The organism is Cribrihabitans neustonicus, from assembly GCF_048820895.1.
Lineage (GTDB): Bacteria > Pseudomonadota > Alphaproteobacteria > Rhodobacterales > Rhodobacteraceae > Cribrihabitans_A > Cribrihabitans_A neustonicus.
The window spans coordinates 55,915-80,294 of the sequence record NZ_JBMERQ010000001.1; the positions used below are offsets into that span (position 1 = coordinate 55,915).

Below are 24,380 nucleotides of genomic sequence, written 5' to 3' on the forward strand. Positions count from 1 at the left end.
CGAAAAGCCGCCATGCTGCAACTGCAAAGCTTGACGCGCGGGGCATGCGGTTGTGGCATAAGGGGACGGCGGCGTTGGCAGGCTGCACCAACGAAAAGGGCCGCTCCCGGCGGGAACGGCCCTTGATCACGTCTGGAGCGCAGGATCAGCTGGCGCGGCGTTCGGCGAAGCTGAGCGCAATGAAGCTGGGCAAGTGATCGCCCATGCCGACCACAGTCTTGTCGTCCCTGCCGCCCTTGCCACGGCGGGCGGACTTCGGCGCGGGACGCTCGGAAGGCTTGCGCTCCGGCTTGGGCGCGGCCTCCGTCTCGGGGGCGGCCTCGGTACGGGGCTCGGCCTGAACGGCCGCTTGATCGTCCTTCTTGGAGGGGCGGCGCTCGCGGCGGGCCGGCTTTTCGCGGCTTTCGTCCTTCTCCGGCTTGGGCGCGGCCTTCACCGGGTTCTCCAGGCGCGGGATTTCCTTCTGGATCAGCTTCTCCACCGCATCCAGCGCCTTTTCGTCTTTGGGCACGCAGATCGTCATCGCCTTGCCTTCGCGGCCGGCGCGGCCGGTGCGGCCGATGCGGTGCACGTAGTCCTCCGGGTGGCCGGGCACGTCGAAGTTGATCACGTGGCTCACGCTCGGCACATCCAGCCCGCGGGCCGCGACGTCGGAGGCGACGAGGATGCGCAAGGAGCCGTCGCGGAAGCCGTCCAGCGTCTTCGTGCGCTGGCTCTGGTCCAGGTCGCCGTGGATCGGTGCCGCGTCATAGCCGTATTTCTTCAGCGATTTCGCGACGATATCCACGTCCGTCTTGCGGTTGCAGAAGATGATGGCGTTGGTGAGCTTCTCGCCCTCGGCGTCGATCAGCGCGCGCAGCACGCGGCGCTTCTCGCTGGCCTCGCGGTCGCGGCGGGAGCCCTTGAACAGGACCACACCCTGCGCGATGGTCTCCGACGCGGTGGCCTGGCGGGCCACTTCAACGCGCTCAGGCGCCGAGAGGAAGGTGTTGGTGATGCGCTCGATCTCCGGCGCCATGGTGGCGGAGAAGAACAGCGTCTGACGGGTGAAGGGGGTGAGCGAGAAGATCCGCTCGATATCCGGGATGAAGCCCATGTCGAGCATCCGGTCGGCTTCGTCCACCACCATGACCTGCACGCCAGTAAGCAGCAGCTTGCCGCGCTCGAAATGGTCGAGCAGGCGGCCGGGGGTGGCGATCAGCACGTCGACGCCCTTGTCGATCAGCGCGTCCTGCTCCTTGAAGGAGACGCCGCCAATGAGCAGGGCCTTGGTGAGCTTCACGTGCTTGGCGTAGGTGTCGAAGTTTTCCGCCACCTGGGCGGCGAGTTCCCGCGTCGGGCAGAGCACCAGGCTGCGCGGCATCCGGGCGCGGGCGCGGCCGCGGGCCAGCAGCGTGATCATCGGCAGCGTGAAGGAGGCGGTTTTGCCGGTGCCGGTTTGCGCAATCCCCAAAACGTCGCGGCCTTCCAGGGCAGGCGGAATCGCGCCCGCCTGAATCGGCGTGGGGGTTTCGTATCCGGCTTCCTCAATAGCTTTGAGGACTTTCGGGTTCAGATTCAGATCGGTGAATTTTGTCATATGTGTCCGTCATTGCGGACACTGACCTGGCCCGCGCGTGTCTGGTTCGTCCCGGCCCCGCAGGGTCATGCGAGCTGGCAGTTTCCGGTTCCTGCGGGGGCATAACAAAATCCGGCAGCGTCGTCAATTAAAGGCAGATTCGGCGGCATTTACCTTGTGCCGGCGTGGCAAATGGCGAAGGCGAGGGGCAGGGACCGGCCGAAACGGCGGAAGGAGGCAGGGCAATAAAAATGGTGCAGGCGCCTCTGGTGCAGTTTCCCGGCGACTTCCGCGAGCTGATACGGCGTGAGACGGAGAAGGCGCTTCCCCACACAGTCGATTCGGCGCCCGCCGCCGCCCGGTTAAACCTTGCGGCTGCGCCCCTTGTAGCGCTGGATGCGGCCAAAGATGGTCTGGGGATCGCTCATCACCTTCCGCAGCATCCGCATCCCCAAGGGCGCAAAGACCGGGTCGGATTCGGCCAGACGCCAGAGCCGGGCCAGCATGTTCATGTCGAGGTCGCCGCCGGCCAGCATGTAGGGCGTAAGCCCGAGCCCCAAAGGGGGCAGCTCCCGGCTGGCCTGCCACGGAAAGCCGTCCCTGTTGCTGCGCCCGGAAAGCCTGCGCTCGCTGTCGTGCAGCTTGATCAGGTCGAACAGCATCGACAGCCCCTGTCCGCCCAGCCTCTGTTCCACCGTCGCCCCGTGGTCCCCGAAGGTGGTTGCGGCAGAAATCAGCCAGCGCATGGGCAGCACTTCGGCCATGCGCCCGCCATGCTCGCCCCAAATCCTTAGGAACAGCGCCTGCGCCTCGGGCGGAGGGTCGCGGCGGCGCAGGATGGCGATGCAGATAGCATGCAAAGGCAAGACCTCCGGCTGGCCTGCGAACTCCTCGCGGATCGAGGCCAGTTTGGCCAGCACGTGGCCCTCCTGTACGCCTGCGGGTTCCGGTCGCGCCGGTACTGTGGCGTCCCACAGCGCCGCCAGATCGCAGTCCGCCGGGGGCAGGGCGGCATGCGGCTCGATGAAGGGGGTTTCCTTGCGTTCCAGCCGGCGCATGAGCCGGTAAAACCCGCCGGGGTAGTTTTCTTCGGTGAGATCCATGGCGGGTATCCGAGGCCTTGAGAGAAACGCGCGTTACGCCATCATTTCCTTGGTCGCGGTGAGTTGCAAATCGGGATAGTCGCGCACTACACGGTCGATATCCCACTGCAGCCGGGTCAGGTAGACGATGTCGCCATCGTGGTCATGGGCGATGTGCTGCTTGTTGGCGTTGGTGAACTTCTCCACTGCGGCCTTGTCGCCGCTGACCCAGCGGGCCGAGGTGAACTGGCTCGCCTCGAAGCGTACCGGCAGCCCATATTCCATCTCGATCCGGCTCGCCAGAACTTCGAACTGCAGCGCTCCGACAACGCCGACGATGAAGCCGGAGCCGATCGAAGGCTTGAACACCTTGGCCGCGCCTTCCTCGGCAAACTGCATCAGCGCCTTTTCCAGGTGCTTGGCCTTCATCGGATCGCCCGCGCGCACACCCTGCAGCAGCTCCGGTGCAAAAGAGGGGATGCCGGTCACGCGGATCGCCTCGCCTTCGGTCAGCGTGTCGCCGATGCGCAGCTGTCCGTGGTTCGGAATGCCGATGATGTCGCCGGCCCAGGCCTCCTCCGCCAGCTCGCGGTCGGAGGCAAGGAACAGTACGGGGTTGCTGACCGCCATCGGCTTCTTGGTGCGCACATGCGTCAGCTTCATGCCGCGTTTGAAATGGCCGGAGGCCATGCGCACGAAGGCCACCCGGTCGCGGTGCTTGGGGTCCATATTGGCCTGCACCTTGAAGACGAAGCCTGCGACCTTCTTCTCCTCAGGGCTCACCTGGCGCGGCTCGGCCGACTGCGGCTGCGGCTCAGGGCCATATTTTCCGATGCCGTCCATCAGCTCCTTCACGCCGAAGGAGTTGATCGCGGAGCCGAACCAGATCGGGGTCATGTGGCCCTCGAGCACGGATTGCGGGTCGAGCGCGGGCAGCAGCTCGCGCGCCATCTCGACCTCTTCCAAGAGCTTCTCCAGCAGATGGGCGGGCACGTGTTCGGCCAGTTTGGGATCGTCCAGTCCGTTGATCTGGATGCTTTCGGCCACCTTGTTGCGGTCGGCGCGGTCCATGAGTTCCAGGCGGTCGCGCAGCATGTCGTAGCAGCCGATAAAGTCGCGCCCCACGCCGATCGGCCAGCTCGCAGGCGTCACGTCGATCGCCAGCATCTCCTGGATTTCGTCGATGATTTCAAAAGTGTCCCGGCTTTCCCGGTCCATTTTGTTACAGAATGTCAGGATCGGCAGGTCGCGCAGGCGGCAGACCTCGAACAGCTTCTGGGTCTGGCTCTCCACACCCTTGGCGCCGTCGATCACCATCACCGCCGCATCCACCGCGGTAAGCGTGCGGTAGGTATCCTCGGAGAAGTCCGAGTGGCCCGGCGTATCGACCAGGTTGAAGCGGAAGCCATTGAAATCGAACGACATGGCGGACGCCGACACGGAGATGCCCCGGTCCTTTTCCATCTGCATGAAGTCCGACCGCGTGCGCCGCGCCTCGCCCTTGGCGCGCACCTGGCCGGCCATCTGGATCGCGCCGCCGTAGAGCAGGAATTTCTCGGTCAGCGTGGTCTTGCCCGCATCCGGGTGCGAGATGATCGCAAAGGTGCGGCGCCGCGCGATCTCGGGCGGCAGGTCGGGGCGGTTTGTGACGGTATCCAGCATGTGCGCGCGTATAGCAGGAATGCGGGCCGAGGCAAGAAAAACAGGGGCTATGGGGCGCGGGCTGCCGGGCGGGCTTGCCGCCGCCCGGCTCAACGCCCGGGGGTGAGCGGCCAGATGATGCAGATTGCTGCGATTGCCGCCGCGCCGGCCACCACGTTCATTGGCAGGCCGACTTTCAGGAAGTCGGAAAACCGGTAGCCGCCCGCGTTATAGACCATCGTGTTGGTCTGGTATCCGATGGGGGTCGCGAAGCTGGAAGAGGCCCCGAACATGACCGCTACGATGAACGGCCGGGGATCTGCACCTATGCTGGCAGCCAGCCCTGCCGCCAGAGGCACCATCAGGACCGCAACCGCATTGTTGGTGACCAGCTCGGTCAGAGCCGAGGTCAGAACGTAAACGATAATCAGCGCCAGAAGCGGTCCTGAGACCAGCATGAGCGGTTTCATGGCATCCACAAGGAGGACCAGCGCGCCGGAGCGGTCAAGCGCGGTACCGAGCACCAGCATCGACACGATAAGCAGCAGCAGGCTGCCGTCAATTGCGGCCAGGGCTTCGTCAAGTTCCACGCAGCGGGTCACGAGAACCACGGCCATGCCGAGCAGGGCCAGCGGCAGAATCGGGGCCGCGTTCAGGGCGGCCAGAAGAACCACGAGCGCAAGCACGCCGATGGCGACAGGCGCCTTGCCGCGGCGGTAGGCGCGCGCCTGCAGCGGGCCCAGCGACACCAGCGACAGCTCCTCTAGCATCCGGGAGAGGCCCTCTTCCGGGCCATCAACCAGCAGAACGTCTCCGGTTTCGAGTGCGGTATCCTCGAGGCGCCCGTCGAACTGTTCCCCGGCCCGGTGCAGCGCGACCGCGTAGGTGCCATACCGTCTGCGCAGCGCCAGGCTGCGCAGGGTGTGCCCCTTCGCCGGGCTGCGGTCAGGGATCAGAACCTCCGATAGCACCGCCCGCTTCCGCGGCCCCGGCTGAACGCCTCCGAGCTGAATTTCTTCCTCCAGGCCTTCGAGAAGACCGGCGATTTCGGTGTCGCGCGTGCGCAGAACGATGCGGTCACCGGCTTCCAGCGTCAGGCAGGCGAGATTGTCGCGCATTGAGGCGTCATTGCGGAGCACATCAATCACGCGGCTGCCACGCGCGGGCGGCAGCCCGGCCGCTGGCAGGGACTTCCCGATGAAGGGGGAGCCGGCCGGCACGAACAGCTCCGTCAGCCAGGCGCGGGACGCACGGCCGAGACCAGCCGCGCCGGGCCCGTGATCCGGCAGCAGCCGGGCGCCAATGGTTGCCAGGTACAGAGATCCCGCCGCCAGCACCGCCAGCCCCACCGGGGTGATCTCGAACAGGCTGAAGGGGGCCATGCCCAGATCGCGGGCCACCCCGTCGACCAGCAGGTTGGTGGAGGTGCCGATCATCGTGCAGGTGCCGCCCATGATGACCGCAAACGACAGCGGCATGAGGATCTTCGACGAGGCTATCGCCGCCTGCCGCGCCACGCCCATCGCCACCGGTATCAGCACAGCCATCACCGGCGTGTTGTTCATGATCGCCGAAGACGCGGCCGCGAAGAGAAAGAAGGCAAAGATGCCTGCGGCGGGCCGGGCGTCCACCAGCCGGCCAAGCCCCGAAACCGCGGCCTCTAGCGCGCCGACCCGGACCAGCGCTGCGCTGATCACGAACATCGCTGCAATGGTGGCCGGGGCGGGGTTGGCAGCCGCGCGCAGAACGTCATCGGTGGTTACGAGGCCGAGCGCCAGCGCCGCCGCAGCTCCGCAGAAGGCGACCGCCGCCGCAGGCAGCCGCTCGGTCAGGAAGACCGCGAAGACGCCGGCGATCAGCGCCAGCGCGGCGTAAGGCGCATAAGCTTCAGGCAGCCAAGCAAACATCCCGAACGAAGGGCGGTTTCCGCGCCCGTCTCCACCTGGCGGAGGCACCCCCGGGTGCCCCAACTGCGCCAATCCGGCTTTACCACAGCCGCGGCGGATTTCAACGGGATTTGCAGGAGGGAACGTTCCCCAGGGGAGGCGGGCCCGGACTTTAGATGCCGCATTACCGCGGCGGGCGTGTGGGGAAGATTCAGGCGCGTCTATTGATCCGCTTTCTATCCAGGGTCGGGACCCATTGATTTCGGGCTGGAGTCGCGACTCATCGGTCCAAAATCTTTCATCGGCGGCTTTCCTGGGCCTACCTTAAAGACGCCCTCCGAAGCACCTCCACCGCATCCGCCCCCTGCAGCAGCGCCCGCCCCACGTCCAGCCCGTGGGCGCCGCTCTTCGGCGTTGCGGGCAGGGGGCCGTGGTGGGTGCTCAGGAAGTCCTCCGGCAGAGCCGGGGTGGTGACGGGGTCGAGGAAGGTGCTCTCGGCGGCGATGCCCTCGGCGTAGACGATGTGGTGGCGGTCGAACAGGAGCTGGACGTAATCCACGAAGCCTCCGTCGAGCGCCACCACGCTCCTGCCGTTCACCAGGTCGCGGGCGCGCACCAGCACTTCGGGCGCGCCGGTGCCGAGCAGGTCGCGGCGCTGGTAGACCATCAGCCGGTGCGCCGGGCTCACGATCAGGTCGCGGGCATTGTTGAGCGCGCCCTTGCGGATCAGGATCGGGGCGAGCGGGCCTGTGGCACGCAGGGTGGACTGGCCGCTCCAGCGCAAGGGCTGGACGCCGTCGTCGCGGGTGAGGATGCGGTCGCCGGGGCTTAAGGATTCGATCGGGCGCTGTTCGCCGGTCGCGAGCGTGATGCGGGTGCCACGTGTGAAGGCGGCGCAGGCGGATTGCGCAAGCGCGCGGCGGGCTGGCGCGCGGGCGGCCTCGATCAGCGTATAGAGCGTGCCGGGGCGCAGGGGGGCGAGCGGCATCAGGTAGCTGGCGGCGATCAGCCCCTCGGCGTCGGCTTCGACCATGAGCAGCATCCCGCAGGCGTTGCCGCTGTCTGGCTGCAGTGTGAGGAGCGCGTCGAGGTGCAGCGCCGCGCCGGGTGTGCCGAGCGCACTGCCGTCAGCGATGCGGAAACTGCCGTCGTGGCGGGCCTCGACGGTGAGCCGTGCGGGCGGGGCTTTGCCGTCGAGCGCGTAGATGTCGCCGGGCACCAGATCCTCCAGCACGCCCGGCGCATCGCCTGCGTTGGCGCCGTATTCGGCTGGGAAGCGCGCGGCCGGGTAGGCCTGGACGGAGGCGAGGCTGGCGGTCAATGTCTGTCCCATGCGTCTGGTGCACCTGTCTTCTTATTGGCTCCCGGGGCGGGGCGCGTCCAGACATAGTGGCGGGGGAATGTGGCGGAAAGGGGCCGCGGCGGGGCAGATTTTCCGGCGCTCTTACGGCAGGAGGCTGGAGGCCCGGCCAAAACCGGGGTGGTCAATCCAGGAGCGCCGGTGCAAGGTCTGCGCCGGAACGAAACGCGCAAGGGAGTACTCTGATGGATCTGGGAATCGCGGGCAAGCGGGCGCTGGTTTGTGCCAGCAGCAAGGGCCTGGGGCTGGGCTGCGCGGAAGCGCTGGCGGCGGCTGGGGTGAACCTGGTGATGAACGCGCGCGGCGCGGAGGCGCTGGAGGCCTCGGCTCAGGCGATCCGCGACGCGCATGGCGTCGATGTGGTTACGGTGGCGGCGGATGTCTCCACCGAGGAAGGCCAGAAGAAGGTGATCGACGAGGCGCAGGGCGTGGACATCCTCGTCAGCAACGCGGGCGGCCCGCCGCCGGGCATGTGGACCGACTGGGACCGCGAGGATTTCATCCAGGCGCTGGACGCCAACATGCTGGCGCCGATCGCGCTGATCAAGGCGCTGGTGCCGGGCATGATGGAGCGCGGCTGGGGCCGGGTGGTCAACATCACTTCGATGTCGGTGAAGGCGCCGATCCCGGTGCTGGGCCTGTCGAACTCGGCGCGAGCGGGCCTCACCGGCTATGTCGCGGGCACCTCGCGCCAGGTGGCGGGCAAGGGCGTCACCATCAACAACCTGCTGCCCGGCATCCATGCCACCGACCGTGCGGTTGCGCTCGACAAGGGCGTGGCGGATCAGCAGGGGATCTCGATGGACGAGGCCAAGGCGCAGCGCGCGGCCACCATCCCGGCGGGCCGCTATGGCACAGCGGAGGAATTCGGCGCCACCTGCGCGTTCCTGTGTTCGCAGCACGCGGGCTTCATCGTCGGGCAGAACATCCTGCTCGATGGCGGCGCCGTTGCTTCGGTGATGTAAGAAGGGGCGGTCCGGATGGCGAGCGGATTTTCCCTGAAGGACCAGCTCTTCAACCGTGAAAAGGTCCGCTATCTGGCGGGCCTTTTTGCTAACGCGGAGCCGGGGTTTCAGGCAGAGACCTTCGAGGCGCAGGTGATGGCGAGGCTGCCGGCGCTGGAGCTGAAGCAGCGCATCGCCTGGATCGCGGAGGTGCTGGCCGGGCATCTGTCAGAGGACCTGCCGGAGGCCGCGCCGGTGATCCTGCGCGCCCTGCCGCCGCCGCTGGACCCAAGCTTGAGCGACGATGACTTCGGCGATTTCATCTTTGCCCCCTTGGGCGAATACGTGGCCGCCAATGGGGCGGAGACGCATCCGGGCCTCGCGCTCGACCTGATGGAGGCGCTGACGCAGCGCTTCTCCATGGAGTGGGCGGTGCGGCCGCTCCTGAACCGGCACCCGGAGCTGGTGCTGGAGCGGATGCTGAGCTGGACGGATCACGCAAGCTACCACGTGCGGCGGCTGGTGAGCGAGGGCACCCGGCCGCGGCTCCCCTGGGGGCAGGCGGTTGGCCTGGGGCTGGCCGAGCCGCTGCCGCTCCTCGACCGGCTGCACGGGGATGCCACACGCTATGTCACCCGCTCGGTCGCCAATCACCTGAATGACATCGCCAAGAAGGACCCGGATCTGGCGATGGAGCGCCTGGCAGGCTGGCGCGAGGCGGGGGCGCAGGAGGGCCGGGAGCTCGACTGGATGACCGCCCACGCCTTGCGCGGTCTGGTGAAGGCCGGCCATCCGCGCGCGATGGAGATGCTGGGGTACGACCCGGAGCTGCGGCTTGAGGCGCGGCTGGACGTGCCGCCGGAGGCGCGGATCGGCGGGGCGCTGGAAATTGCCTGCCATCTGGATGGTCCCGAGGGCGCGCCGGTGCTTGTGGACTACGTGCTGTATTTCCGCCGGCCCGGCGGCAAGACCTCGGCCAAGGTGTTCAAGCTGAAGCAGGCGCGGATTGCGGGCGGAGTTTTGGAGCTCGCCAAACGCCACAAGCTGAAGGGCGATGCGACGACCTTCAAGCTGGTGCCGGGGCCGCACAGGATCGGGCTGATGGTGAACGGCCGCCTGCGGGCAGAGGCGGAGTTCGAGCTGTTGCCGGAGGGGTAGTTTAACTTTCCTTCGCCCGGCCAAAGGCCGGGCAGCGCCCGTCCGCCGCCATGGGCGGGCGCTTCGCTTCCGCCCGCGGACGGGCACTGCCCTCACCGTGTTTTTGCCTCCCCACACCCCATCACACTTGCGTCAGCACACCCGCCGCCCCGATTGCCGCTCCGCCCGCGCGCCGCTATCCCCATCCACCGGAACCAACAGGAAGGGCCGCATCATGAACCATCAGAACGTGCAGACCTACTACGGCGAGGTGCTGCAGGGCGGCGCGGATTTGCAGACCAACGCCTGCTGTACGCCCGATGACATGCCGGACCACGTGAAGGCGGTGCTGTCGAAGATCCACGACGAGGTGCTGACCCGCTACTACGGCTGCGGCCTGATCGCGCCGGAGGCGCTGGAAGGCTCGAAGATCCTCGACCTCGGCTGCGGCGCGGGCCGCGACGTCTATGCGCTGTCGGCGCTTGTGGGTGAGACGGGCAAGGTCGTCGGCGTTGACATGACACCCGCGCAGCTTGAGGTCGCCCGCCGCCACCAGGACTTCCACGCCGAAGCCTTCGGCTATGCGCATTCCAACGTCGAATTCCACCACGGCTATATCGAGCGACTTGAAGAGATGGACCTGGAGGCGGGCTCCTTCGACATCATCGTCTCCAATTGCGTGATCAACCTTGCCACCGACAAAGGGGCAGTGCTGCGCGGGGCGCATCACTTGCTGAAGGAAGGCGGGGAGATGTATTTCTCCGACGTGTACGCCGACCGCCGGGTGCCGCGGGCGATGGCGGAGGACGAGGTGCTTTATGGCGAATGCCTGTCCGGTGCGCTCTACTGGAACGACTTCCTGTCACTCGCGCGCGAGGCGGGCTTCAACGATCCCCGCATGGTCACCGCACGGCCCCTGACCGTCGAGAACTCCGAACTCGAACGCCGGGTTGCGCCGCTCAAGTTCCTTTCCGCCACCTACCGGCTGTTCAAACTGCCCGCCTTGGAGCCCGATTGCGAGGATTACGGACAGGCGGTGATTTACAAGGGCACCATCCCGCACGCGCCGCACGCCTTCGCGCTTGACGATCACCACGTGATCGAGACCGGCAAGGTCTTCCCGGTCTGCGGCAACACCTGGATGATGCTGAAAGACTCCCGCTTTGCCCCGCATTTCGAGTTCATCGGCAGCTTCGATACCCACTACGGCATCTTCGCAGGCTGCGGCGGCGCCTCGCCGTTCAACGCCTTTGACGGGTATGACGCGGGCCTGAGCTGCTGCTGAGCGCTTGCAGGGGCCGGGCGGGGTTGCTATCCCGGCTGGTGACCGAGCGTTTTGATCGGATACCGCCCGAGGCCCCATGAACCAAGCCCTGTCCCAGCCCCTCGCTACCAAGCCCGCGCCGCGGCTGGAGATCCGCAATCTCCGGCGCGCCTTCGAAGGGCAGGTCGTCGTGGACGATGTCTCGCTCAAAATCGAAGCCGGGCAGGTGACCTGCCTTCTGGGCCCCTCCGGCTGCGGCAAGTCCACAACGCTCCGGATGATCGCGGGCGTGGAGATGCAGGATTCGGGCGAGATCTTCGTCGACGGCAAGCTAATCTGCGACACTGTCTTCCGGGTGCCGCCGGAACGGCGCAGCATCGGGCTGATATTCCAGGACTTCGCGCTGTTCCCTCACTTAAGCGTCGCTGACAATGTGGGCTTCGGGCTGAAGGGCAGCAAGGAGGAAAAGCGCGCGCGGGTGGAAGAGCTGCTCGAACGGGTCTCACTCAAACGCCACATCGACGGCTACCCGCATGAGCTGTCGGGCGGCGAGCAGCAGCGGGTGGCGCTGGCGCGCGCGATTGCCCCTAGGCCCCGTATTATGCTGATGGACGAACCGTTCTCCGGGCTTGACAACCGGCTGCGCGACGGCATCCGCGACGAGACGCTGAGCCTTCTGAAGGAAGAGGATGCAGCGGTGCTGCTGGTAACGCATGAGCCGGAAGAGGCGATGCGTATGGCCGACGAGATCGCGCTGATGCGGGGCGGGCGGATCGTGCAGCAGGGAGCGCCCTACAACGTCTACACCCACCCGGTGGACAAGGCCGCGGTGGCGTTTTTCAGCGACGTGAACGTGCTGCACGCCAAGGTGCAGGGCGCGCTGGCCGAAACTGCCTTTGGCGAATTTCTGGCGCCCGGCGTGCCCGATGGCACCGAAGTGGAGATCGTCTTCCGCCCGCAGCATCTGCGTATCGACTTCGACCGCGCAGGCCAAGGCCCGCTGCCCACAGCCAGCGACGGCGTCGCGGCCCGCGCGGTGGTGGAGCGGGCGCGGTTCCTCGGCAGCGAAAGCCTGGTGGAGTTCCGCCTGGATTTCGACGGCTCGATGCTGAAGGCCACGGTGCCCAATGTGTTCCTGCCGGAGAAGGGCCGGGTGATGTGGCTCACAGTCCGCCGCAACCGATGCTTTGTTTTTCCCGCCTGATTTCTGAAGCTGCACGCGCGTTTTCTGGGCGGAGCGCGGAGGATCCGGTTCAGGTTTTCCGCTGCACTCCGGTCAGCAGCGTTTGGTCGAGCGTATCGCCATGCAGCACCGAAATGCTGCCGGTTGTCTCCAGTACGACCGCCCGCACTTTTTCAAGGGACAGGACATTCGCGTCTCGCAGTTTGCCGCGCAGGTCGGCTTCGGTGACGCGCGTCTCTGCCAGCGCCTGGGGAATGAACTTCCCATCGCGCATCAGCAGAACCGGCCGGTTTTGAACCGCAGCCTCAACCCTGTCGTAGCGGAGCTTCAGGCGTTCGGCGGCATATTGGGCGCCCATCAAGGCGGTTATCGCGATCACGGATTGCAGGAAGGCAGACCAGGTTTCGGCCTGGCTGGCACCGGCCAGCAGCGAGCCCACGGCAATCGTGACCACGAAGTCGAAGGCGGTCAGCTTGGAGAAGGCGCGCAGTCCCACGATGCGGACCAGGAAAACGATCCACGCCGCAGCTGCCGTCGAGAGCATAGCGCCCCTTAAAATCGTGTCTAGCGGTTCGGCGGCGGAGAACATCCTGATTAATCCTTTGGTGACTGGGGGCGGAAGCGGCGGCGCCGGGCTAGCGCAATGCGCGGCCGTAGCGCAGGAACAGGTGCGCCAGCGTGCAGACCGCGAGGATTGCCAGCAGACCCAGGCCGCGCTCGTAGATGCCGTCGATTCCCGTTGGCAAGAAGAAGAAAACCGGCGCCGTAAGGGTCCATAACACCGCGATCGCCCTGAGCGCCCGGGCATAGCCCTGCCCCATCTGCCCGGCCGACCGCGCCATCGCCCAAGGGGTAACCGCCATCAGCACCCCCAGCGCATAGACAAGGTAGATGTGGATCACCACGCCCTCATTATCACGGTCGCCATATTCGTTGCGCGCCCCTACCAGGAAGACGATCAGCCCCATCAAGGCGAATGCGACGATCCCGAAGCTCCAGCCGCGCCCGCCGAGGTGCACATGGGCGGCCAGGACAGCGATGCAGACGAGGGCGCCCGAGAAGGCATAGAGGCCCGAATCGACGATGAACTCGTATCGTCCCGCGCCAAGGTCGCTGATCGTGTCGGCTACCCAGTCGTAGTCCGGTACGATGAAACCGGCCACAATCACGGTACCCGCCAGCAGCAGGCAGCCAAGGATCGCATAAACGGCAAGGGCGGTGACCAGCGTCGGCGCGCTGTGCAGGGCGGGCGGGAGCGGGGTATCGGACATGGGCCGTCTCCTGTGGCTGTCAGGAAACCAACGCGCGGAGAACGCGCGGCGTTCCGCATGCCGGGAGTGGAACCGCCCCGTCCGGCCCCGTGAGGCAGAGGCAAACGGGCGAACCGGCGGGTGCCCCGGCGCGGCAAGCGGCTCCCCCGGGATATTTGCGTCAGGGGGAAGACGTGTGTATCAGCTGCTGTACGGGTCGTAGTCCCGGAGACGCTTGCCTGGCTCGTCGACGAAGAGTTCGGGCAGGGCGGTGGCCTCCTCGATAAGGTCGACGCGGAAGACGCGGAAAGCGTCACGGGTCTCGCACCACGCGGTGAGCGTCCAGACGCGGCCCCAGTATTCCATGTGCAGCGGCCTGATCTTGCGTTCGGTCAGGGTGCCGTCGATGCGGCGGTAGCTAATGTGCAGTTTCTGGCGCGCCTTGATGGCGGCGCGCAGAGCCGGCATCTGGGCAAAACCGCGCGCCGCATCGGCGAAAGGGAAGACCGCAAATTTCCATGCATCCGCCTCGGCGATGGTCTGCTCCGGCAACACTGCGTCCACCTTGGCCGCCAGCGACTGGGCGGCGGCCTTGAGATCCGGGTCGGCTGCCTCCGCCACGATCGCCATGCCGAGGTTCAGCGCCTCCAGCTCTTCCGGAGTGAGGGTCAGCGGCGGCAGACTGATTTGCTCGCGGACCATATAGCCGACGCCGCGTTCGCCCTCCACCGGCACGCCGGAGGCGGTGAGCGTGTCCATGTCGCGGTAGATGGTGCGGGTCGAAACCTCGAGCCGTTCGGCGATGTCCTGCGCGCGGTGCAGCTTGCCGTCGCGCAGGATCTGGATGATTTCGAAAAGGCGGTCAGTGCGGCGCATCGCTTAGCCTTTGCGCGGGGCAGGGGCGAGGTCAAGAGCCCCTGCCTGCCGGGGGCGGGCAGCGCCGATCCGCAGACGGGCGCTGCCCCCTTGGTTTAAGACGCCATGTCCCACTGCACCTCTTCATGGCGCATTTTGGCGCTGTCCGGCGCAATCGCCGCCATCACCTCTGGCGCGAATTCCTGCTGCATGAACTCCTGTGCCACCCGTTCGGCCGTGGCCATGTCCTTCCACAGCACATAGTCGGTCCAGCTGCCGTCCGCGCCCTGGCTGAGCTGGCGGTGCAGGAAGCCGTCCTGGGCCCGCACAAAAGCTTCGGTGCGCTGCATCAAAGCAGTAAACGCTTGGGGCGTCACGCCGTCCGCCAGTTTGAAGGTCACAATTTCGGCTACATGGTTGCTCATCACGTTTCTCCTTGTTTGCTGTGATGGGCTGGATTTACCGCGCCGCAACTGACATATACCTGTCAGTTGGATGTGCGGCCCGGGCGGAAAGTGCAGAAAAACCGGTTGGCGGCTGCTTCGCTGCATCCAAGCCGCTTCCGCAGAGCGGCACACGCGCGCTACACCGTTAACAAATGCCGGCGCTGCCAATCTGCGCCGGAGCAAAAAAGGAGACACAGTCATGCTCAACAACATCGGCCTGCCTGGCCTGCTGCTCATCGCCGTCGTGGTTCTGGTCCTGTTCGGCCGCGGCAAGATTTCCTCGCTGATGGGCGAGGTCGGCAAGGGCATCACGTCTTTCAAGAAGGGCATCAGCGAAGGCAGCAAGGAGCTGGAGGACGACAGCGCCGAGTCTGCCCGCGACGTGACCCCGGACCGCGAAAAAGACAAGGTGTAACCCCCCATGTTCGATCTCGGGTGGACCGAGCTGCTGGTGATCGGCATCGTTGCGCTGATCGTCGTCGGCCCCAAAGACCTGCCGGTGCTGTTCCGCAATGTCGGGCGGTTCGTTGGCAAGGCGAGGGGCATGGCGCGCGAGTTCAGCCGCGCGATGCACGATGCCGCGGATGAAGCCGGTGTGAGCGAAGTGGCGAAGGGTCTGAAAGCCGCATCCAATCCTCTGGGCACAGCGATGGACGGGGTGAAGGAGGCGGCCCGGGACATGGCCAAGTCGATCGACCCCACGAAGTTCGACCCGGACAGCGAGACCGGCAAGCTGGCAGCGGAGCGCGCCGCGGAGGCGGAGAAGATCCGTGCCGCTACAGCAGAGGCGGCGAGCAAGCGGCAGGAAGCCGAAGCCAAGGCCGCCACTGACGCGCCCGCGGGCAATCCCGGCCCCAAACCCGGCGATGAGGCCAACACATGAGCACCCCGGACGACATCGACGACAGCGCCGCGCCGCTCATCGAGCATCTGGCCGAGCTGCGCACGCGTCTCATCCATTCCGCTGTGGCCTTCCTGATCGGCATGGTGATCTGCTTCACGGTGGCAACTCCGGTATTTAACTTCCTGACCGCGCCGCTCTGCGAGGTGCTGGCGGAGCGCGGCCAGGACTGCGACCTGATCTTCATCTCGCCCCAGGAAGGCTTCTTCGTGGCGATCAAGATCTCGCTGCTGGGCGGCTTCATCCTGGCCTTCCCCTATATCGGCCTGCAGATGTGGCGTTTTGTGGCCCCAGGACTGTACAAGAGCGAGAAGGGGGCGTTTCTGCCCTTTCTGATCGCGTCGCCCTTCATGTTCCTGCTCGGGGCGAGCTTTGCCTTCTATGTGGTGACGCCGCTGGCCTATGACTTCTTCCTGGGCTTCCAGCAGTTCGGGGCGACCGGCGAGGCAGTTGTCGGCGAAGAGGTGAACCAGGGTCTGAGCGTGGTGTTCCAGGGCTCGGCGCAGGAGTACCTGAACCTCACCATCAAGTTCATCGTCGCCTTCGGAATGTGCTTCCAGCTGCCGGTGCTGCTGACGCTGATGGGCAAGGCGGGGCTGGTGAGCGCCGAAGGTCTGGGCTCGGTCCGCAAATACGCGGTGGTGGCGATCCTGGTCCTGGCCGCGCTGGTGACGCCGCCGGATGTGATCACCCAGATCATCCTGTTTGTCGTGGTTTACGGGCTCTATGAGATCTCGATCTTCCTTGTGCGCCGGGTGGAGGCCAAGCGTGAGGCCAAGCTGCGCGCCGAAGGCTACTACGACGGCGAGGACGAGATGGAAATGCATCCCGACGATCCGGAACGCCAGGAGTAGATAGGCCCGCCATTGGGTTGAAACGCAGAAGGCGCGCCGATGATGGCGCGCCTTTTTTCAAGGCCGGCGGTTATGAAGATCAGACCCCCGCAGGTTACCTGCTGGCCTAGTGGGACCGGACCGCGATCAGAACAACGCCAAGCTCGTCTTCCAGCTCCTGCAGTTTCTTCAGCTGGTCCTCCGGCAAGGCGGCGGTCTCGGCATCCACTTCGGAAAAGGCCACCAACGGCGCGCCGATTTCCTTTTCGAGATCCCGGATTGCGTTCAGTTTGTCGCTTTCAAGCGAGGCGAGCGGATAGAGCATGCTGGTCTCCTGACTGTTGCCAAAACCAAGTGTAGCAGATTTCCCGGCATCCGTATCGCTGGCTTGCCCGCGCACCCCCTCTTGCCGCCCCTGCCGGAACATGCTTTGAAATCCGGCGACTGACGGAGGGAGGCACGTAATGGACGAGAACGCATTGACCCGCATCGCCGAGGCGCTGGAGCGGATGTCTCCCGCGCCTTTGGAAACCCCGGATTTTGAAGCGGCCTCTGCTTTCGTCTGGCACGTGGCGCCGGACCGGCTGGAGCCAGTGCCGGAGGTGAACCGGATCGATCTCAAGCTGCTGGTCGGCATCGACCGCGCCCGCGACACGTTTTTGGAGAACACCCGCCGTTTTGCCGAGGGCTTCGCTGCCAACAACGCGCTTCTGTGGGGCGCGCGCGGCATGGGCAAGTCGAGCTTGGTGAAGGCGGTGCATGGAGCGCTGGCGGATGATTATGCAGACCTGAAGCTGGTGGAGCTGCAACGCGAGGACCTGCCGTCGGTCGCACGGCTCCTGAACCATCTGCGCGGCTCGGAGCACCGCTTCATCCTTTATTGCGATGACCTGTCGTTCAGCCATGACGACCAGCACTACAAGAGCCTGAAGGCGGTACTGGACGGCGGCATCGAGGGACGGCCGGCCAATGTGGTGTTCTATGCCACCTCGAACCGGCGCCACCTGATGCCGCGCGACATGATCGAGAACGAGCGCTCCAGCGCCATCAACCCCTCGGAAGCGGTGGAAGAGAAGGTCTCGCTGTCGGATCGTTTCGGTCTGTGGCTTGGCTTCCACCCCTGCGGGCAGGACGAGTACCTGGCGATGATCGCGGGTTACTGCGCGGCCTATGGGGTCGAGGTTGCGCCCGATGAACTGCGGGCTGAAGCGATCGAGTGGCAGGCCACCCGCGGCGCGCGCTCGGGCCGGGTGGCCTGGCAGTTCTTCACAGATCTTGCCGGCCGGCACGGGGTGAGCCTGCGCTGAGGCGAGGGCTCGGCACCGCTGGGCCGACCGGGCTCACCTTGCACCGGTCCTGAACTTCCCCAGCGCGGGACAAGGCCGCAAGGCCGCCGCGCATCGCCGCCGCGCCCCCTCGCGGCGGCGATTTGGCTGAGGCTGGGCGGTCCCTCGAAAGGGTCTACGAACCTGGCCGGGATAAACTGCCAGTCACGACGGTCCGGACCGCCGCCGCGTGACGCCGATGCGCGGCATCCGGTAGTCTTCTGTCCCTCCATACAAGAAACGCGGCCGCACGGCCGCGTTTTCTGGTCACGCGGAGCGCGGGCTCAGTTCAGGTAATCCAGCGGGTCGGAGCTTTCGAAACCGTCGCGGACCTCGAAATGCACATAGGCGTCGTCCTCGGACTGGCGCAGCGCGGCGATCTTCTGGCCGCGGGCCACCTTGTCACCCTTCTGCACCTCGATCGCGTCGACATTGGCATAGACCGTCAACAGCTTCGCGTCGTGGCGGATCACGATGATCGGGACGTTGTTGGAATCCTTGGTGATGGCGGCGACGGTGCCACCTTCCGCGGCCTTCACCGGCGCGCCGGGGGCGGCGGCGATGTCGATGCCGTCGTTGCGGCCCTTGGAATAGGTGCGGGTGATCCGGCCCTGCACCGGGTAGGCCATCGCGGCGCCGCTGGCGGCGCTGGCGCTGGGCGCGGCCAGCTCCGGTTTCGGCAATGGCTCGGAGGGTTTGGCGGCGGCCGGTTCGACCCTCTCGGCGGGCAGCGGCTTGCTGGCGCTGGGCGGCACCGGGGTGGCGCTGCCGGTGCCGGGTTCGGTCACCGCGGGAGTGGCGGCGGCTGCGGCAGCGGCGGCGCTGGCTTCGCGCCGCGGTTCGGCGCCGTCTTTCAGCGGGATCAAGAGGTACTGGCCCTCGCGCACGCTGAAGTCGCTGCCGAGCCCGTTCCATTCGGCCAGGGATTTCACCGGCACTTGATACAGCCGGGAGATCGTGTAGGCGGTCTCGCCGCGCTTGACCTTATGCCGCACCGGTTCTGGGCCTTTCTGCACCTGGGCAGCCTGCGGTTTCGACACCGGCTGCAGCGTGGTGGTGGTGACCGAGCCGGGGTTGCGGGCAGTAGCCGGGGCATTGTCGATCGCTTGGCCTGCGAGCGAAGCGATATCTACCGAACCCGGGGTGGTGCTGCCACCGGCGGCAGGGGCCGAGGGCGCGCGGCGCGGCAGAGCCAGAATTTCGCCCTGGCGCATGGTGTCACCGGGGCGCACGCCGTTGTAGCGGGCGACTTCATCGGCGGGCAGGCCGACGCGTGCTGCGAGATCGGCTACAGTATCGCCGCGCCGTGCCACTGCGACCTGGTATGAGGGGTAGGTGATCAGACCGCGGGAGTCCGGGGCCGGCCGGTCCGAGGTGGCGGATTGCGCGGCGGAGGCGGTGTTGAAGGCACCGACCTGGCCCCGCAGGTCATAATCCAGCGGCGTCTGGCAGGCGGCGAGCAGCCCCGCCAGGGGCAGCGCCGCCAGCAGCCGGGTGCGGCGGCGCGGTTCGGGCTGGATATGCGCGGGCCTGGCGCCCGCAGCGCCACTGCCGGCGTCAAGCAGGGGGGGAAGGGTCCGGTGGGGGGAGGTCCGGGTCATCTTGCTCTCCTCAAAACACGCCCCCTTTTCCGCGGGGGTTCTGTCGCGTCAATCATCATGCCCGGACACTGCCGCAGGCAGGCCGGTTTCCGCCGCAGGCGGGCCGCAACCGTCATCCCGCGCCGCGGATCCCAGCGGGCAGGGGGCGGTTTGGCGGCCCTCAGCTGTCCTGGCCGAGGCCTTCGAGCAGCGGCACAAAGCGCACCGGGCGCAGTTCGTCATAATGCAGCCCGTCTTCGGCCTTGCGCACGCGGATCAGGGTCTGCACCGTATCTGACTGGCCAACCGGCAGCACCATGATACCGCCAACCTTCAGCTGGGCCAAGAGCGGGCCGGGGGGATCTTCGGCGGCAGCGGTGACAAGGATGCGGTCGAAAGGGGCTTGCTCGGGCAGCCCGTGGCTGCCATCGCCTACCAGAGAGGTGACATTGCTGAGCGACAGCTCCTCGAACACCTGGCGCGCTTCGCGCACCAGCCGGGGGTGGCGGTCGATGGTGTAGACGCGGCGCGCGAGCCTGGCGAGGACCGCGGCCTGGTAGCCGGAGCCGGTGCCCACCTCCAGAACCTTGGCGCGCGGCGGCACGTCCAGCGCCTGCGTCATCATGCCGACCACCGAGGGCTGCGAGATGGTCTGGCCGCAGGCGATGGGCAGCGGCACGTCCTCATAGGCGCGCGCCGCGAAGATGCCGCGCAGGAAGGCGCCGCGGTCGATCTCCTCCATCGCCTCCAGCACGCGCTGGTCGGTCACACCGCGCGAGCGCAGGGCGAAGAGGAACTGCATCTTGGTTTCCGGATCCGGTCCGCTCATTCGATCGCCTTCAGCGCGTCCAATGCGTCATGCGCGGTGAGGTCGGCGCGCATCGGGGTGACGGAGATATAGCCGTCGAGATTGGCTTCCGCATCCGAGCCCGGCGTGGCGGGCACATGCTGGTTGCCGCCGCTGATCCAGAGGTAGCGGCGGCCGTTCGGCGAAAGCTGCTCCTCGGCGGAGAAATGGCAGCCCGGACGCAGGCCTTGCACCGTGGCGCGGGCGCCTTTCACATCGGCGGCGGCTACCGGCGGGAAGTTAATGTTGTAAAACAGCCGGTAGCTTGCGCTGGCCGGGCGGTTCTCTGCGGCGGCGGCGGCCTCGGGCGGCATCGTTTCCAGCACCCGGCGCACCAGATCCGCGCCGTGAACGGCGGCGGCCTCGAAAGGGCTTTCCAGATCGCGGTTGCCGGGGCCGTAATATTGCGACAGTGCCATCGCGGGGATACCCTGGAGCGCCGCCTCCATCGCCCCGCCGAGAGTGCCGGAATAAAGCGCATTCTCGGCCGAGTTGTTACCGCGGTTCACGCCGGACAGCACGAGATCCGGCTTGCGGTCGTGCATCGCCACGTGGATGCCCGCGAGCACACAGTCGGCGGGCGAGCCTTCGGCGGCAAAGCGGCGCGGGCCGAGGCGGCTGAGCATGGTGGGGCGGGTGTAGCTGATGCAATGGCCGACGCCGGACTGCTCGAAGGCGGGGGCTACGGTCCAGACTTCTCCGCCGGGGCCCGCGACCTCGGCGGCGATGGTTTCCAGGACAGCGAGGCCCTCGGCGCTGATGCCGTCGTCATTGGTGATCAGGATGCGCATCTCTTCCCCCTGTATTCGCCCTCTTTGCGGCCCCCGACCGCCGCAGATGACCGCGTGGGGCTTGAATAGGACTTGGGGCCGGAGGGGGCAAGCCTTTCGCCGCCGCGCGCCGGATCGCCTCGGCAGGCGGGCAGGGAAGCAACAGGGGGCGTGAAGGGCAGGCAGGCCGGGAAGGGGGACTCTAACCCTCCTGTTGCGCGCATCACGGATGCGCGCAACAGATGCCCGCGAGCGTCAGTCCGTCAGGATCAACGGCAAAAGGCGGGCGGCCTCGTCCTTGACCGGGATGAGCCCGGCGCGGTCCTCGCCGGGGTGGAAGCGGGCGCGCAAGGCAGTGGGCATCGGGCGCGGCTCCAGAATACGCACCGCCGGGCCGGTGCGTTCGCTTTCGGCCTGCCAGCTGCGCGCCAGCGCCATCTGCGCCGCCTTGGTGGCGCCATAGGCGCCGTAGAACTTCTCTCCCCCCTTCGGATCGTCGAAGAAGACTGCGCGCCCCGTCTGGCCCAGGAGCGGCGCGACATAGGGGATCAGCACCGAGGTGGCGGTGGCATTGACGGCCACCGACTTCGCCCAGTCCTTGGGGGCCACCGAGGGCGCAGGCGCCAGCGGAGCGGCGTGGATTGCGGTGTGCAGCCACAGGTCCAGCTTGCCCCAGCGGTCATGGATGCCGCGGCAGAGCGTCGCCATCGCCTCGGGCAGGGTGATGTCCATCGGCGCCAGCGTGGCCGAGCCCCCCGCCGCCTTGATGGCGTCGTCGAGTTCTTCCAGAGCGCCGGTGGTGCGGCCCACGGCCACGATGTGGTGGGTCGGGGCAAGCGCTTCGGCCAGAGCCCGGCCCAGGCCCCGCGACGCACCGGTGATGAGAGCGAGTTTTTCTGTCATAGCCGCCTTGTGGGGCGGCGGGCCGGCCAGGTCAAGAGGCAGCACCGTATCAGCTGCCTGGCATCGCCACGCGCTTGGTGGTGCCGTTCTCGCTCAGCACCAGGCCTTCGGCATCGATGGCCACCACCTGGGCGCCGGAGATGCGGGTGCCGCGGGTCACCGTGCGGGTGCGGCCGCTGGGCAGACGCACCAGCGCGGTGAGGTTGTCCTCTGGCCCGTAAAGCCCCAGCAGGCTGAGGTTGCGGCGGTTCATGGCGTTGCTCTGGGTGGCGAGCCCTGCCACTTTCGCGGAAGTTTGTTCACCCGTGTTTGCCATGTCGTGCCTCCTGTGTCCGCTGACATAAGGTCGGTTCGGATGCTAATTGGCGATCCGTGCAGAAGCTTGCAAGAAGGCCGCGCGGCTATCGGCGGGATGCCGCGGGTGCGGGGCGGCGGGACCGGTGCCGAAGCGCCGGTTCCGGCGGCAGCCAGGCCCCCGCCGGCGCGGCGGGCCGTCACCTTCGCGGTCAGGCGTCGAAGACCAGCGAGGGCAGGTCGTGGCCGTAGGAATAGAGCAGCTCGAGCAGTTCCTCCAGCTCGGCGCCGTTCTTCTGCAGCGCATAAAGCGGGTGTGCGGTCTCACTTACCATCAGCTCGGGATACTGGCCCTCGGGGCGCATCTCCAGCATGCAGGCGGCGGGCTGCGCCATGTCGGGAGGGATTGCATTGGCAAGCCAGGCCGGGCGGCTGCCCAGGTCTTCGGTCTCGCGCAGCTCGAAATGGTCAAGATAGGCTTCGAAATCGGCGCGGCTCAGGCTCGCCCAGGTGCCGAGCAGAAATTCCTCGCCGCGGCTGTCAGCCAGAGGTATCGCCAGAACCGCGCGCACGAAGCGCAATTCGCCGAGGCGGCAGAAGTCTTCGGTCAGGATATCGCCGTGAGCGGCGAGGAGGGCGGAGTTGTCTTCCGCTTCCATATCCTCGGGGCAGATATCGGGCCGGTCGCAGGTCAGGCTGAGCAGCTGCGCAAAGGTGGCACCGCAGCAGCGGCACTGGCGCGGGGAGGTCAGCATTCGGGCAAGATGGGCGTCCAAAAGGCGGCCTTTCACGTGTTCGGGTCAAAGGAAAAGGCGCCAGCCCGCCCGGGCCGGCGCCTCCCCCCTGAATTGTTCGCGAGCTTCTTACTCTGCCGCGGCCTTCATTTCAAACCCTTGATCGATCATATCGCTGGGGATGACCGGATATTCGCCGGAGAAGCAGGCATCGCAGTACTGCGGGCAGGTCTTGTTGCGGCCCTTTCGCTCACCCACCGCACGGTAGAGACCGTCGAGCGAGATGAACTTGAGGCTGTCGACTGAAAGGTGCTTGGCCATCTGGTCCTCGGTCATCGTCGCCGCCAGCAGCTTGTCCCGCTCGGGCGTGTCGACACCATAGAAACAGGGCCAGGCGGTGGGCGGCGAAGCGATGCGGAAATGCACCTCGCGGGCGCCGGCATCCAGGATCATCTCCTTGATCTTGCGGGAGGTTGTGCCGCGCACCACCGAGTCGTCGACCAGGATCACCCGCTTGCCCTTGATCAGCGCGCGGTTCACGTTGAGCTTCAGGCGCACCCCCATGTTTCGGATCTGCTCTGTCGGCTCGATGAAGGTCCGGCCCATGTAGGAATTGCGGATGATTCCCATGGCAAAGGGGATGCCGCTTTGCAGCGAGTAGCCGATCGCCGCGGGCGTGCCGCTGTCCGGCACCGGGCAGACCAGATCGGCCTCCACCGGGTTTTCCTTGGCAAGTTCCCGCCCGATCGCCTCGCGGGTCTCATAGACCGAGCGGCCGCCGAGAATCGAATCGGGGCGGGAGAAATAGACGTGCTCGAAGATGCAGAACTTCGAAGGCTGGCGGCGGAAGGGGAAGATGCTCTCAACGCCCTTGTCGGTGATCACCACCATCTCGCCCGGCTCGATCTCGCGCAGGAACTCGGCGCCGATGATGTCGAGCGCGCAGGTTTCGGAACTCAGCGCATAGCCGTCGCCAATCCTGCCCAGCACCAGCGGCCGCACGCCGCGCGGGTCGCGGACGCCGATCAGCTTGGTTCGGGTCATCGCCACCACCGAGAAGGCGCCCTCTACGCGGCGCAGCGCGTCTTCCATCCGCTCGGGGATGTTGCGCTGCAGCGAACGCGCCATCAGGTGGATAATGCATTCGCTGTCCGACGAGCTCTGGAAGATCGAGCCGCGCTCGATCAGCTCGCGGCGCAGCGCGTTGGCGTTGGTGATGTTGCCATTGTGGGCAATCGCCGCGCCGCCCATGGCGAACTCGCCGAAAAAGGGCTGCACGTCTCGGATGGCGGCATGTTTGGTCCCGGCGGTGGAATAGCGCACATGGCCGATGGCCAGCGGGCCGGGCAGGGTGGCCATCACGTCCTCGGAGGTGAAGTTGTCGCGCACGTAGCCGAAGCGGCGGGCGCTGTTGAAGCCCTGGGCCGGGTCGTGGGCAACGATACCCCCGGCTTCCTGGCCGCGGTGCTGCAGCGCGTGCAGGCCGAGCGCCACGAAATTGGCCGCGTCCTGGACGCCGATGACGCCAAAAACGCCGCATTCCTCACGCAGCTTGTCATCATCGAAAGGGTGGGCGGGGGGCATTTG

25 protein-coding genes are annotated in these 24,380 nt (G+C 66.6%); 8 read left to right on the forward strand and 17 right to left on the reverse strand.

From position 1 onward, the window contains the following. Positions 1 to 145: 145 nt before the first annotated feature. The 5 genes from ACOHWE_RS00275 to ACOHWE_RS00295 all read right to left on the reverse strand — a co-directional run bounded on the left by ACOHWE_RS00275 (position 146) and on the right by ACOHWE_RS00295 (position 7,500). Positions 146 to 1,579, reverse strand: a complete 1,434-nt coding sequence (locus ACOHWE_RS00275; RefSeq protein ID WP_420663385.1) for a DEAD/DEAH box helicase — start codon at positions 1,577 to 1,579, stop codon at positions 146 to 148. 341 nt (positions 1,580 to 1,920) lie between these two features. Continuing rightward, positions 1,921 to 2,661: a hypothetical protein gene (locus tag ACOHWE_RS00280; protein ID WP_420663386.1), complete on the reverse strand. Its 741-nt coding sequence runs from the start codon at positions 2,659 to 2,661 to the stop codon at positions 1,921 to 1,923. 33 nt (positions 2,662 to 2,694) lie between these two features. Then, positions 2,695 to 4,302 (reverse strand): peptide chain release factor 3, encoded by a 1,608-nt coding sequence (locus tag ACOHWE_RS00285; RefSeq protein WP_420663387.1) that lies wholly within the window; start codon positions 4,300 to 4,302, stop codon positions 2,695 to 2,697. An 89-nt stretch (positions 4,303 to 4,391) separates the two neighbouring features. After that, positions 4,392 to 6,188, reverse strand: a complete 1,797-nt coding sequence (locus tag ACOHWE_RS00290; protein ID WP_420663388.1) for a sodium:proton antiporter — start codon at positions 6,186 to 6,188, stop codon at positions 4,392 to 4,394. 298 nt (positions 6,189 to 6,486) lie between these two features. Beyond that, on the reverse strand, positions 6,487 to 7,500 hold the full coding sequence (locus tag ACOHWE_RS00295; RefSeq protein ID WP_420663389.1) for a Hint domain-containing protein: 1,014 nt from the start codon (positions 7,498 to 7,500) through the stop codon (positions 6,487 to 6,489). A gap of 212 nt (positions 7,501 to 7,712) precedes the next feature. Here ACOHWE_RS00295 and ACOHWE_RS00300 point away from each other — a divergent pair, with 212 nt between their 5' ends. The 4 genes from ACOHWE_RS00300 to ACOHWE_RS00315 all read left to right on the forward strand — a co-directional run bounded on the left by ACOHWE_RS00300 (position 7,713) and on the right by ACOHWE_RS00315 (position 12,076). After that, positions 7,713 to 8,492, forward strand: a complete 780-nt coding sequence (locus ACOHWE_RS00300; RefSeq protein ID WP_420663390.1) for an SDR family oxidoreductase — start codon at positions 7,713 to 7,715, stop codon at positions 8,490 to 8,492. 15 nt (positions 8,493 to 8,507) lie between these two features. Continuing rightward, complete coding sequence (locus ACOHWE_RS00305) at positions 8,508 to 9,629, forward strand: hypothetical protein (protein WP_420663391.1); 1,122 nt, start codon at positions 8,508 to 8,510, stop codon at positions 9,627 to 9,629. A gap of 214 nt (positions 9,630 to 9,843) precedes the next feature. Beyond that, positions 9,844 to 10,893: a methyltransferase domain-containing protein gene (locus tag ACOHWE_RS00310; RefSeq protein WP_420663392.1), complete on the forward strand. Its 1,050-nt coding sequence runs from the start codon at positions 9,844 to 9,846 to the stop codon at positions 10,891 to 10,893. A gap of 76 nt (positions 10,894 to 10,969) precedes the next feature. Then, entirely contained in the window at positions 10,970 to 12,076 is a 1,107-nt protein-coding gene (locus tag ACOHWE_RS00315; RefSeq protein WP_420663393.1) for an ABC transporter ATP-binding protein, read from the forward strand. Positions 12,077 to 12,125: 49 nt separating this feature from the next. Here ACOHWE_RS00315 and ACOHWE_RS00320 read toward each other — a convergent pair whose 3' ends face one another. From ACOHWE_RS00320 to ACOHWE_RS00335, 4 genes are all read right to left on the reverse strand, one after another. Beyond that, entirely contained in the window at positions 12,126 to 12,644 is a 519-nt protein-coding gene (locus ACOHWE_RS00320; RefSeq protein ID WP_420663394.1) for a DUF421 domain-containing protein, read from the reverse strand. 46 nt (positions 12,645 to 12,690) lie between these two features. After that, positions 12,691 to 13,326, reverse strand: coding sequence for a DUF998 domain-containing protein (locus ACOHWE_RS00325; protein ID WP_420663395.1), 636 nt, complete (start codon positions 13,324 to 13,326; stop codon positions 12,691 to 12,693). 180 nt (positions 13,327 to 13,506) lie between these two features. After that, the gene (locus ACOHWE_RS00330) at positions 13,507 to 14,181 is read right to left on the reverse strand and encodes a helix-turn-helix transcriptional regulator (RefSeq protein WP_420663396.1); all 675 of its coding nucleotides are present in this window, start codon (positions 14,179 to 14,181) and stop codon (positions 13,507 to 13,509) included. 95 nt (positions 14,182 to 14,276) lie between these two features. Beyond that, complete coding sequence (locus ACOHWE_RS00335; RefSeq protein ID WP_420663397.1) at positions 14,277 to 14,585, reverse strand: hypothetical protein; 309 nt, start codon at positions 14,583 to 14,585, stop codon at positions 14,277 to 14,279. Positions 14,586 to 14,805: 220 nt separating this feature from the next. On the opposite strand from ACOHWE_RS00335, the gene ACOHWE_RS00340 reads away from it, so the two are divergent. Genes ACOHWE_RS00340 through tatC form a run of 3 tightly spaced genes read left to right on the forward strand, consistent with a single transcriptional unit; the run spans position 14,806 to position 16,361 of the window. Further along, positions 14,806 to 15,021, forward strand: coding sequence for a twin-arginine translocase TatA/TatE family subunit (locus ACOHWE_RS00340; RefSeq protein WP_420663398.1), 216 nt, complete (start codon positions 14,806 to 14,808; stop codon positions 15,019 to 15,021). 6 nt (positions 15,022 to 15,027) lie between these two features. Next, entirely contained in the window at positions 15,028 to 15,489 is a 462-nt protein-coding gene (tatB, locus tag ACOHWE_RS00345) for a Sec-independent protein translocase protein TatB (protein WP_420663399.1), read from the forward strand. After that, positions 15,486 to 16,361: a twin-arginine translocase subunit TatC gene (tatC, locus tag ACOHWE_RS00350; RefSeq protein ID WP_420663400.1), complete on the forward strand. Its 876-nt coding sequence runs from the start codon at positions 15,486 to 15,488 to the stop codon at positions 16,359 to 16,361. Before tatB ends, tatC begins: the two co-directional genes overlap by 4 nt. 106 nt (positions 16,362 to 16,467) lie before the next feature. Here the strand turns inward: tatC and ACOHWE_RS00355 are convergent, their stop codons facing one another. Then, the gene (locus ACOHWE_RS00355; RefSeq protein WP_420663401.1) at positions 16,468 to 16,665 is read right to left on the reverse strand and encodes a hypothetical protein; all 198 of its coding nucleotides are present in this window, start codon (positions 16,663 to 16,665) and stop codon (positions 16,468 to 16,470) included. A gap of 139 nt (positions 16,666 to 16,804) precedes the next feature. Here ACOHWE_RS00355 and ACOHWE_RS00360 point away from each other — a divergent pair, with 139 nt between their 5' ends. Further along, positions 16,805 to 17,647 carry an ATP-binding protein gene (locus ACOHWE_RS00360; protein ID WP_420663402.1) on the forward strand — a complete coding sequence of 281 codons (843 nt, stop codon included), beginning with the start codon at positions 16,805 to 16,807 and terminating at the stop codon, positions 17,645 to 17,647. 302 nt (positions 17,648 to 17,949) lie between these two features. Here the strand turns inward: ACOHWE_RS00360 and ACOHWE_RS00365 are convergent, their stop codons facing one another. From ACOHWE_RS00365 to purF, 7 genes are all read right to left on the reverse strand, one after another. After that, positions 17,950 to 19,266: a peptidoglycan DD-metalloendopeptidase family protein gene (locus ACOHWE_RS00365; RefSeq protein WP_420663403.1), complete on the reverse strand. Its 1,317-nt coding sequence runs from the start codon at positions 19,264 to 19,266 to the stop codon at positions 17,950 to 17,952. A 160-nt stretch (positions 19,267 to 19,426) separates the two neighbouring features. Continuing rightward, positions 19,427 to 20,074 carry a protein-L-isoaspartate(D-aspartate) O-methyltransferase gene (locus ACOHWE_RS00370; RefSeq protein WP_420663404.1) on the reverse strand — a complete coding sequence of 216 codons (648 nt, stop codon included), beginning with the start codon at positions 20,072 to 20,074 and terminating at the stop codon, positions 19,427 to 19,429. Continuing rightward, positions 20,071 to 20,883, reverse strand: coding sequence for a 5'/3'-nucleotidase SurE (gene surE / locus ACOHWE_RS00375; RefSeq protein WP_420663405.1), 813 nt, complete (start codon positions 20,881 to 20,883; stop codon positions 20,071 to 20,073). Before surE ends, ACOHWE_RS00370 begins: the two co-directional genes overlap by 4 nt. 234 nt (positions 20,884 to 21,117) lie before the next feature. Next, positions 21,118 to 21,765 (reverse strand): SDR family NAD(P)-dependent oxidoreductase, encoded by a 648-nt coding sequence (locus tag ACOHWE_RS00380; RefSeq protein ID WP_420663406.1) that lies wholly within the window; start codon positions 21,763 to 21,765, stop codon positions 21,118 to 21,120. A 49-nt stretch (positions 21,766 to 21,814) separates the two neighbouring features. Beyond that, the gene (locus ACOHWE_RS00385; RefSeq protein WP_420663407.1) at positions 21,815 to 22,081 is read right to left on the reverse strand and encodes a hypothetical protein; all 267 of its coding nucleotides are present in this window, start codon (positions 22,079 to 22,081) and stop codon (positions 21,815 to 21,817) included. A gap of 190 nt (positions 22,082 to 22,271) precedes the next feature. Continuing rightward, positions 22,272 to 22,814: a DUF2199 domain-containing protein gene (locus tag ACOHWE_RS00390; protein ID WP_420663408.1), complete on the reverse strand. Its 543-nt coding sequence runs from the start codon at positions 22,812 to 22,814 to the stop codon at positions 22,272 to 22,274. Between the two features lie 108 nt (positions 22,815 to 22,922). Next, entirely contained in the window at positions 22,923 to 24,377 is a 1,455-nt protein-coding gene (gene purF / locus ACOHWE_RS00395; RefSeq protein WP_420664637.1) for an amidophosphoribosyltransferase, read from the reverse strand. Positions 24,378 to 24,380: the final 3 nt, after the last annotated feature.

Bases quoted from the DNA above. Each gene is read 5' to 3' on its own strand.
- ACOHWE_RS00285 (WP_420663387.1), bottom strand. From the start codon at position 4,302: ATGCTGGATACCGTCACAAACCGCCCCGACCTGCCGCCCGAGATCGCG.
- ACOHWE_RS00310 (WP_420663392.1), top strand. From the start codon at position 9,844: ATGAACCATCAGAACGTGCAGACCTACTACGGCGAGGTGCTGCAGGGC.
- ACOHWE_RS00340 (WP_420663398.1), top strand. From the start codon at position 14,806: ATGCTCAACAACATCGGCCTGCCTGGCCTGCTGCTCATCGCCGTCGTG.
- ACOHWE_RS00385 (WP_420663407.1), bottom strand. From the start codon at position 22,081: ATGGCAAACACGGGTGAACAAACTTCCGCGAAAGTGGCAGGGCTCGCC.
- ACOHWE_RS00300 (WP_420663390.1), top strand. From the start codon at position 7,713: ATGGATCTGGGAATCGCGGGCAAGCGGGCGCTGGTTTGTGCCAGCAGC.
- ACOHWE_RS00360 (WP_420663402.1), top strand. From the start codon at position 16,805: ATGGACGAGAACGCATTGACCCGCATCGCCGAGGCGCTGGAGCGGATG.
- ACOHWE_RS00315 (WP_420663393.1), top strand. From the start codon at position 10,970: ATGAACCAAGCCCTGTCCCAGCCCCTCGCTACCAAGCCCGCGCCGCGG.
- ACOHWE_RS00380 (WP_420663406.1), bottom strand. From the start codon at position 21,765: ATGACAGAAAAACTCGCTCTCATCACCGGTGCGTCGCGGGGCCTGGGC.
- ACOHWE_RS00355 (WP_420663401.1), bottom strand. From the start codon at position 16,665: ATGCTCTATCCGCTCGCCTCGCTTGAAAGCGACAAACTGAACGCAATC.
- ACOHWE_RS00290 (WP_420663388.1), bottom strand. From the start codon at position 6,188: ATGTTTGCTTGGCTGCCTGAAGCTTATGCGCCTTACGCCGCGCTGGCG.
- ACOHWE_RS00330 (WP_420663396.1), bottom strand. From the start codon at position 14,181: ATGCGCCGCACTGACCGCCTTTTCGAAATCATCCAGATCCTGCGCGAC.
- ACOHWE_RS00295 (WP_420663389.1), bottom strand. From the start codon at position 7,500: ATGGGACAGACATTGACCGCCAGCCTCGCCTCCGTCCAGGCCTACCCG.
- purF (WP_420664637.1), bottom strand. From the start codon at position 24,377: ATGCCCCCCGCCCACCCTTTCGATGATGACAAGCTGCGTGAGGAATGC.
- ACOHWE_RS00370 (WP_420663404.1), bottom strand. From the start codon at position 20,074: ATGAGCGGACCGGATCCGGAAACCAAGATGCAGTTCCTCTTCGCCCTG.
- tatC (WP_420663400.1), top strand. From the start codon at position 15,486: ATGAGCACCCCGGACGACATCGACGACAGCGCCGCGCCGCTCATCGAG.
- ACOHWE_RS00390 (WP_420663408.1), bottom strand. From the start codon at position 22,814: ATGCTGACCTCCCCGCGCCAGTGCCGCTGCTGCGGTGCCACCTTTGCG.
- ACOHWE_RS00320 (WP_420663394.1), bottom strand. From the start codon at position 12,644: ATGTTCTCCGCCGCCGAACCGCTAGACACGATTTTAAGGGGCGCTATG.
- surE (WP_420663405.1), bottom strand. From the start codon at position 20,883: ATGCGCATCCTGATCACCAATGACGACGGCATCAGCGCCGAGGGCCTC.
- tatB (WP_420663399.1), top strand. From the start codon at position 15,028: ATGTTCGATCTCGGGTGGACCGAGCTGCTGGTGATCGGCATCGTTGCG.
- ACOHWE_RS00335 (WP_420663397.1), bottom strand. From the start codon at position 14,585: ATGAGCAACCATGTAGCCGAAATTGTGACCTTCAAACTGGCGGACGGC.
- ACOHWE_RS00275 (WP_420663385.1), bottom strand. From the start codon at position 1,579: ATGACAAAATTCACCGATCTGAATCTGAACCCGAAAGTCCTCAAAGCT.
- ACOHWE_RS00305 (WP_420663391.1), top strand. From the start codon at position 8,508: ATGGCGAGCGGATTTTCCCTGAAGGACCAGCTCTTCAACCGTGAAAAG.
- ACOHWE_RS00325 (WP_420663395.1), bottom strand. From the start codon at position 13,326: ATGTCCGATACCCCGCTCCCGCCCGCCCTGCACAGCGCGCCGACGCTG.
- ACOHWE_RS00365 (WP_420663403.1), bottom strand. From the start codon at position 19,266: ATGACCCGGACCTCCCCCCACCGGACCCTTCCCCCCCTGCTTGACGCC.
- ACOHWE_RS00280 (WP_420663386.1), bottom strand. From the start codon at position 2,661: ATGGATCTCACCGAAGAAAACTACCCCGGCGGGTTTTACCGGCTCATG.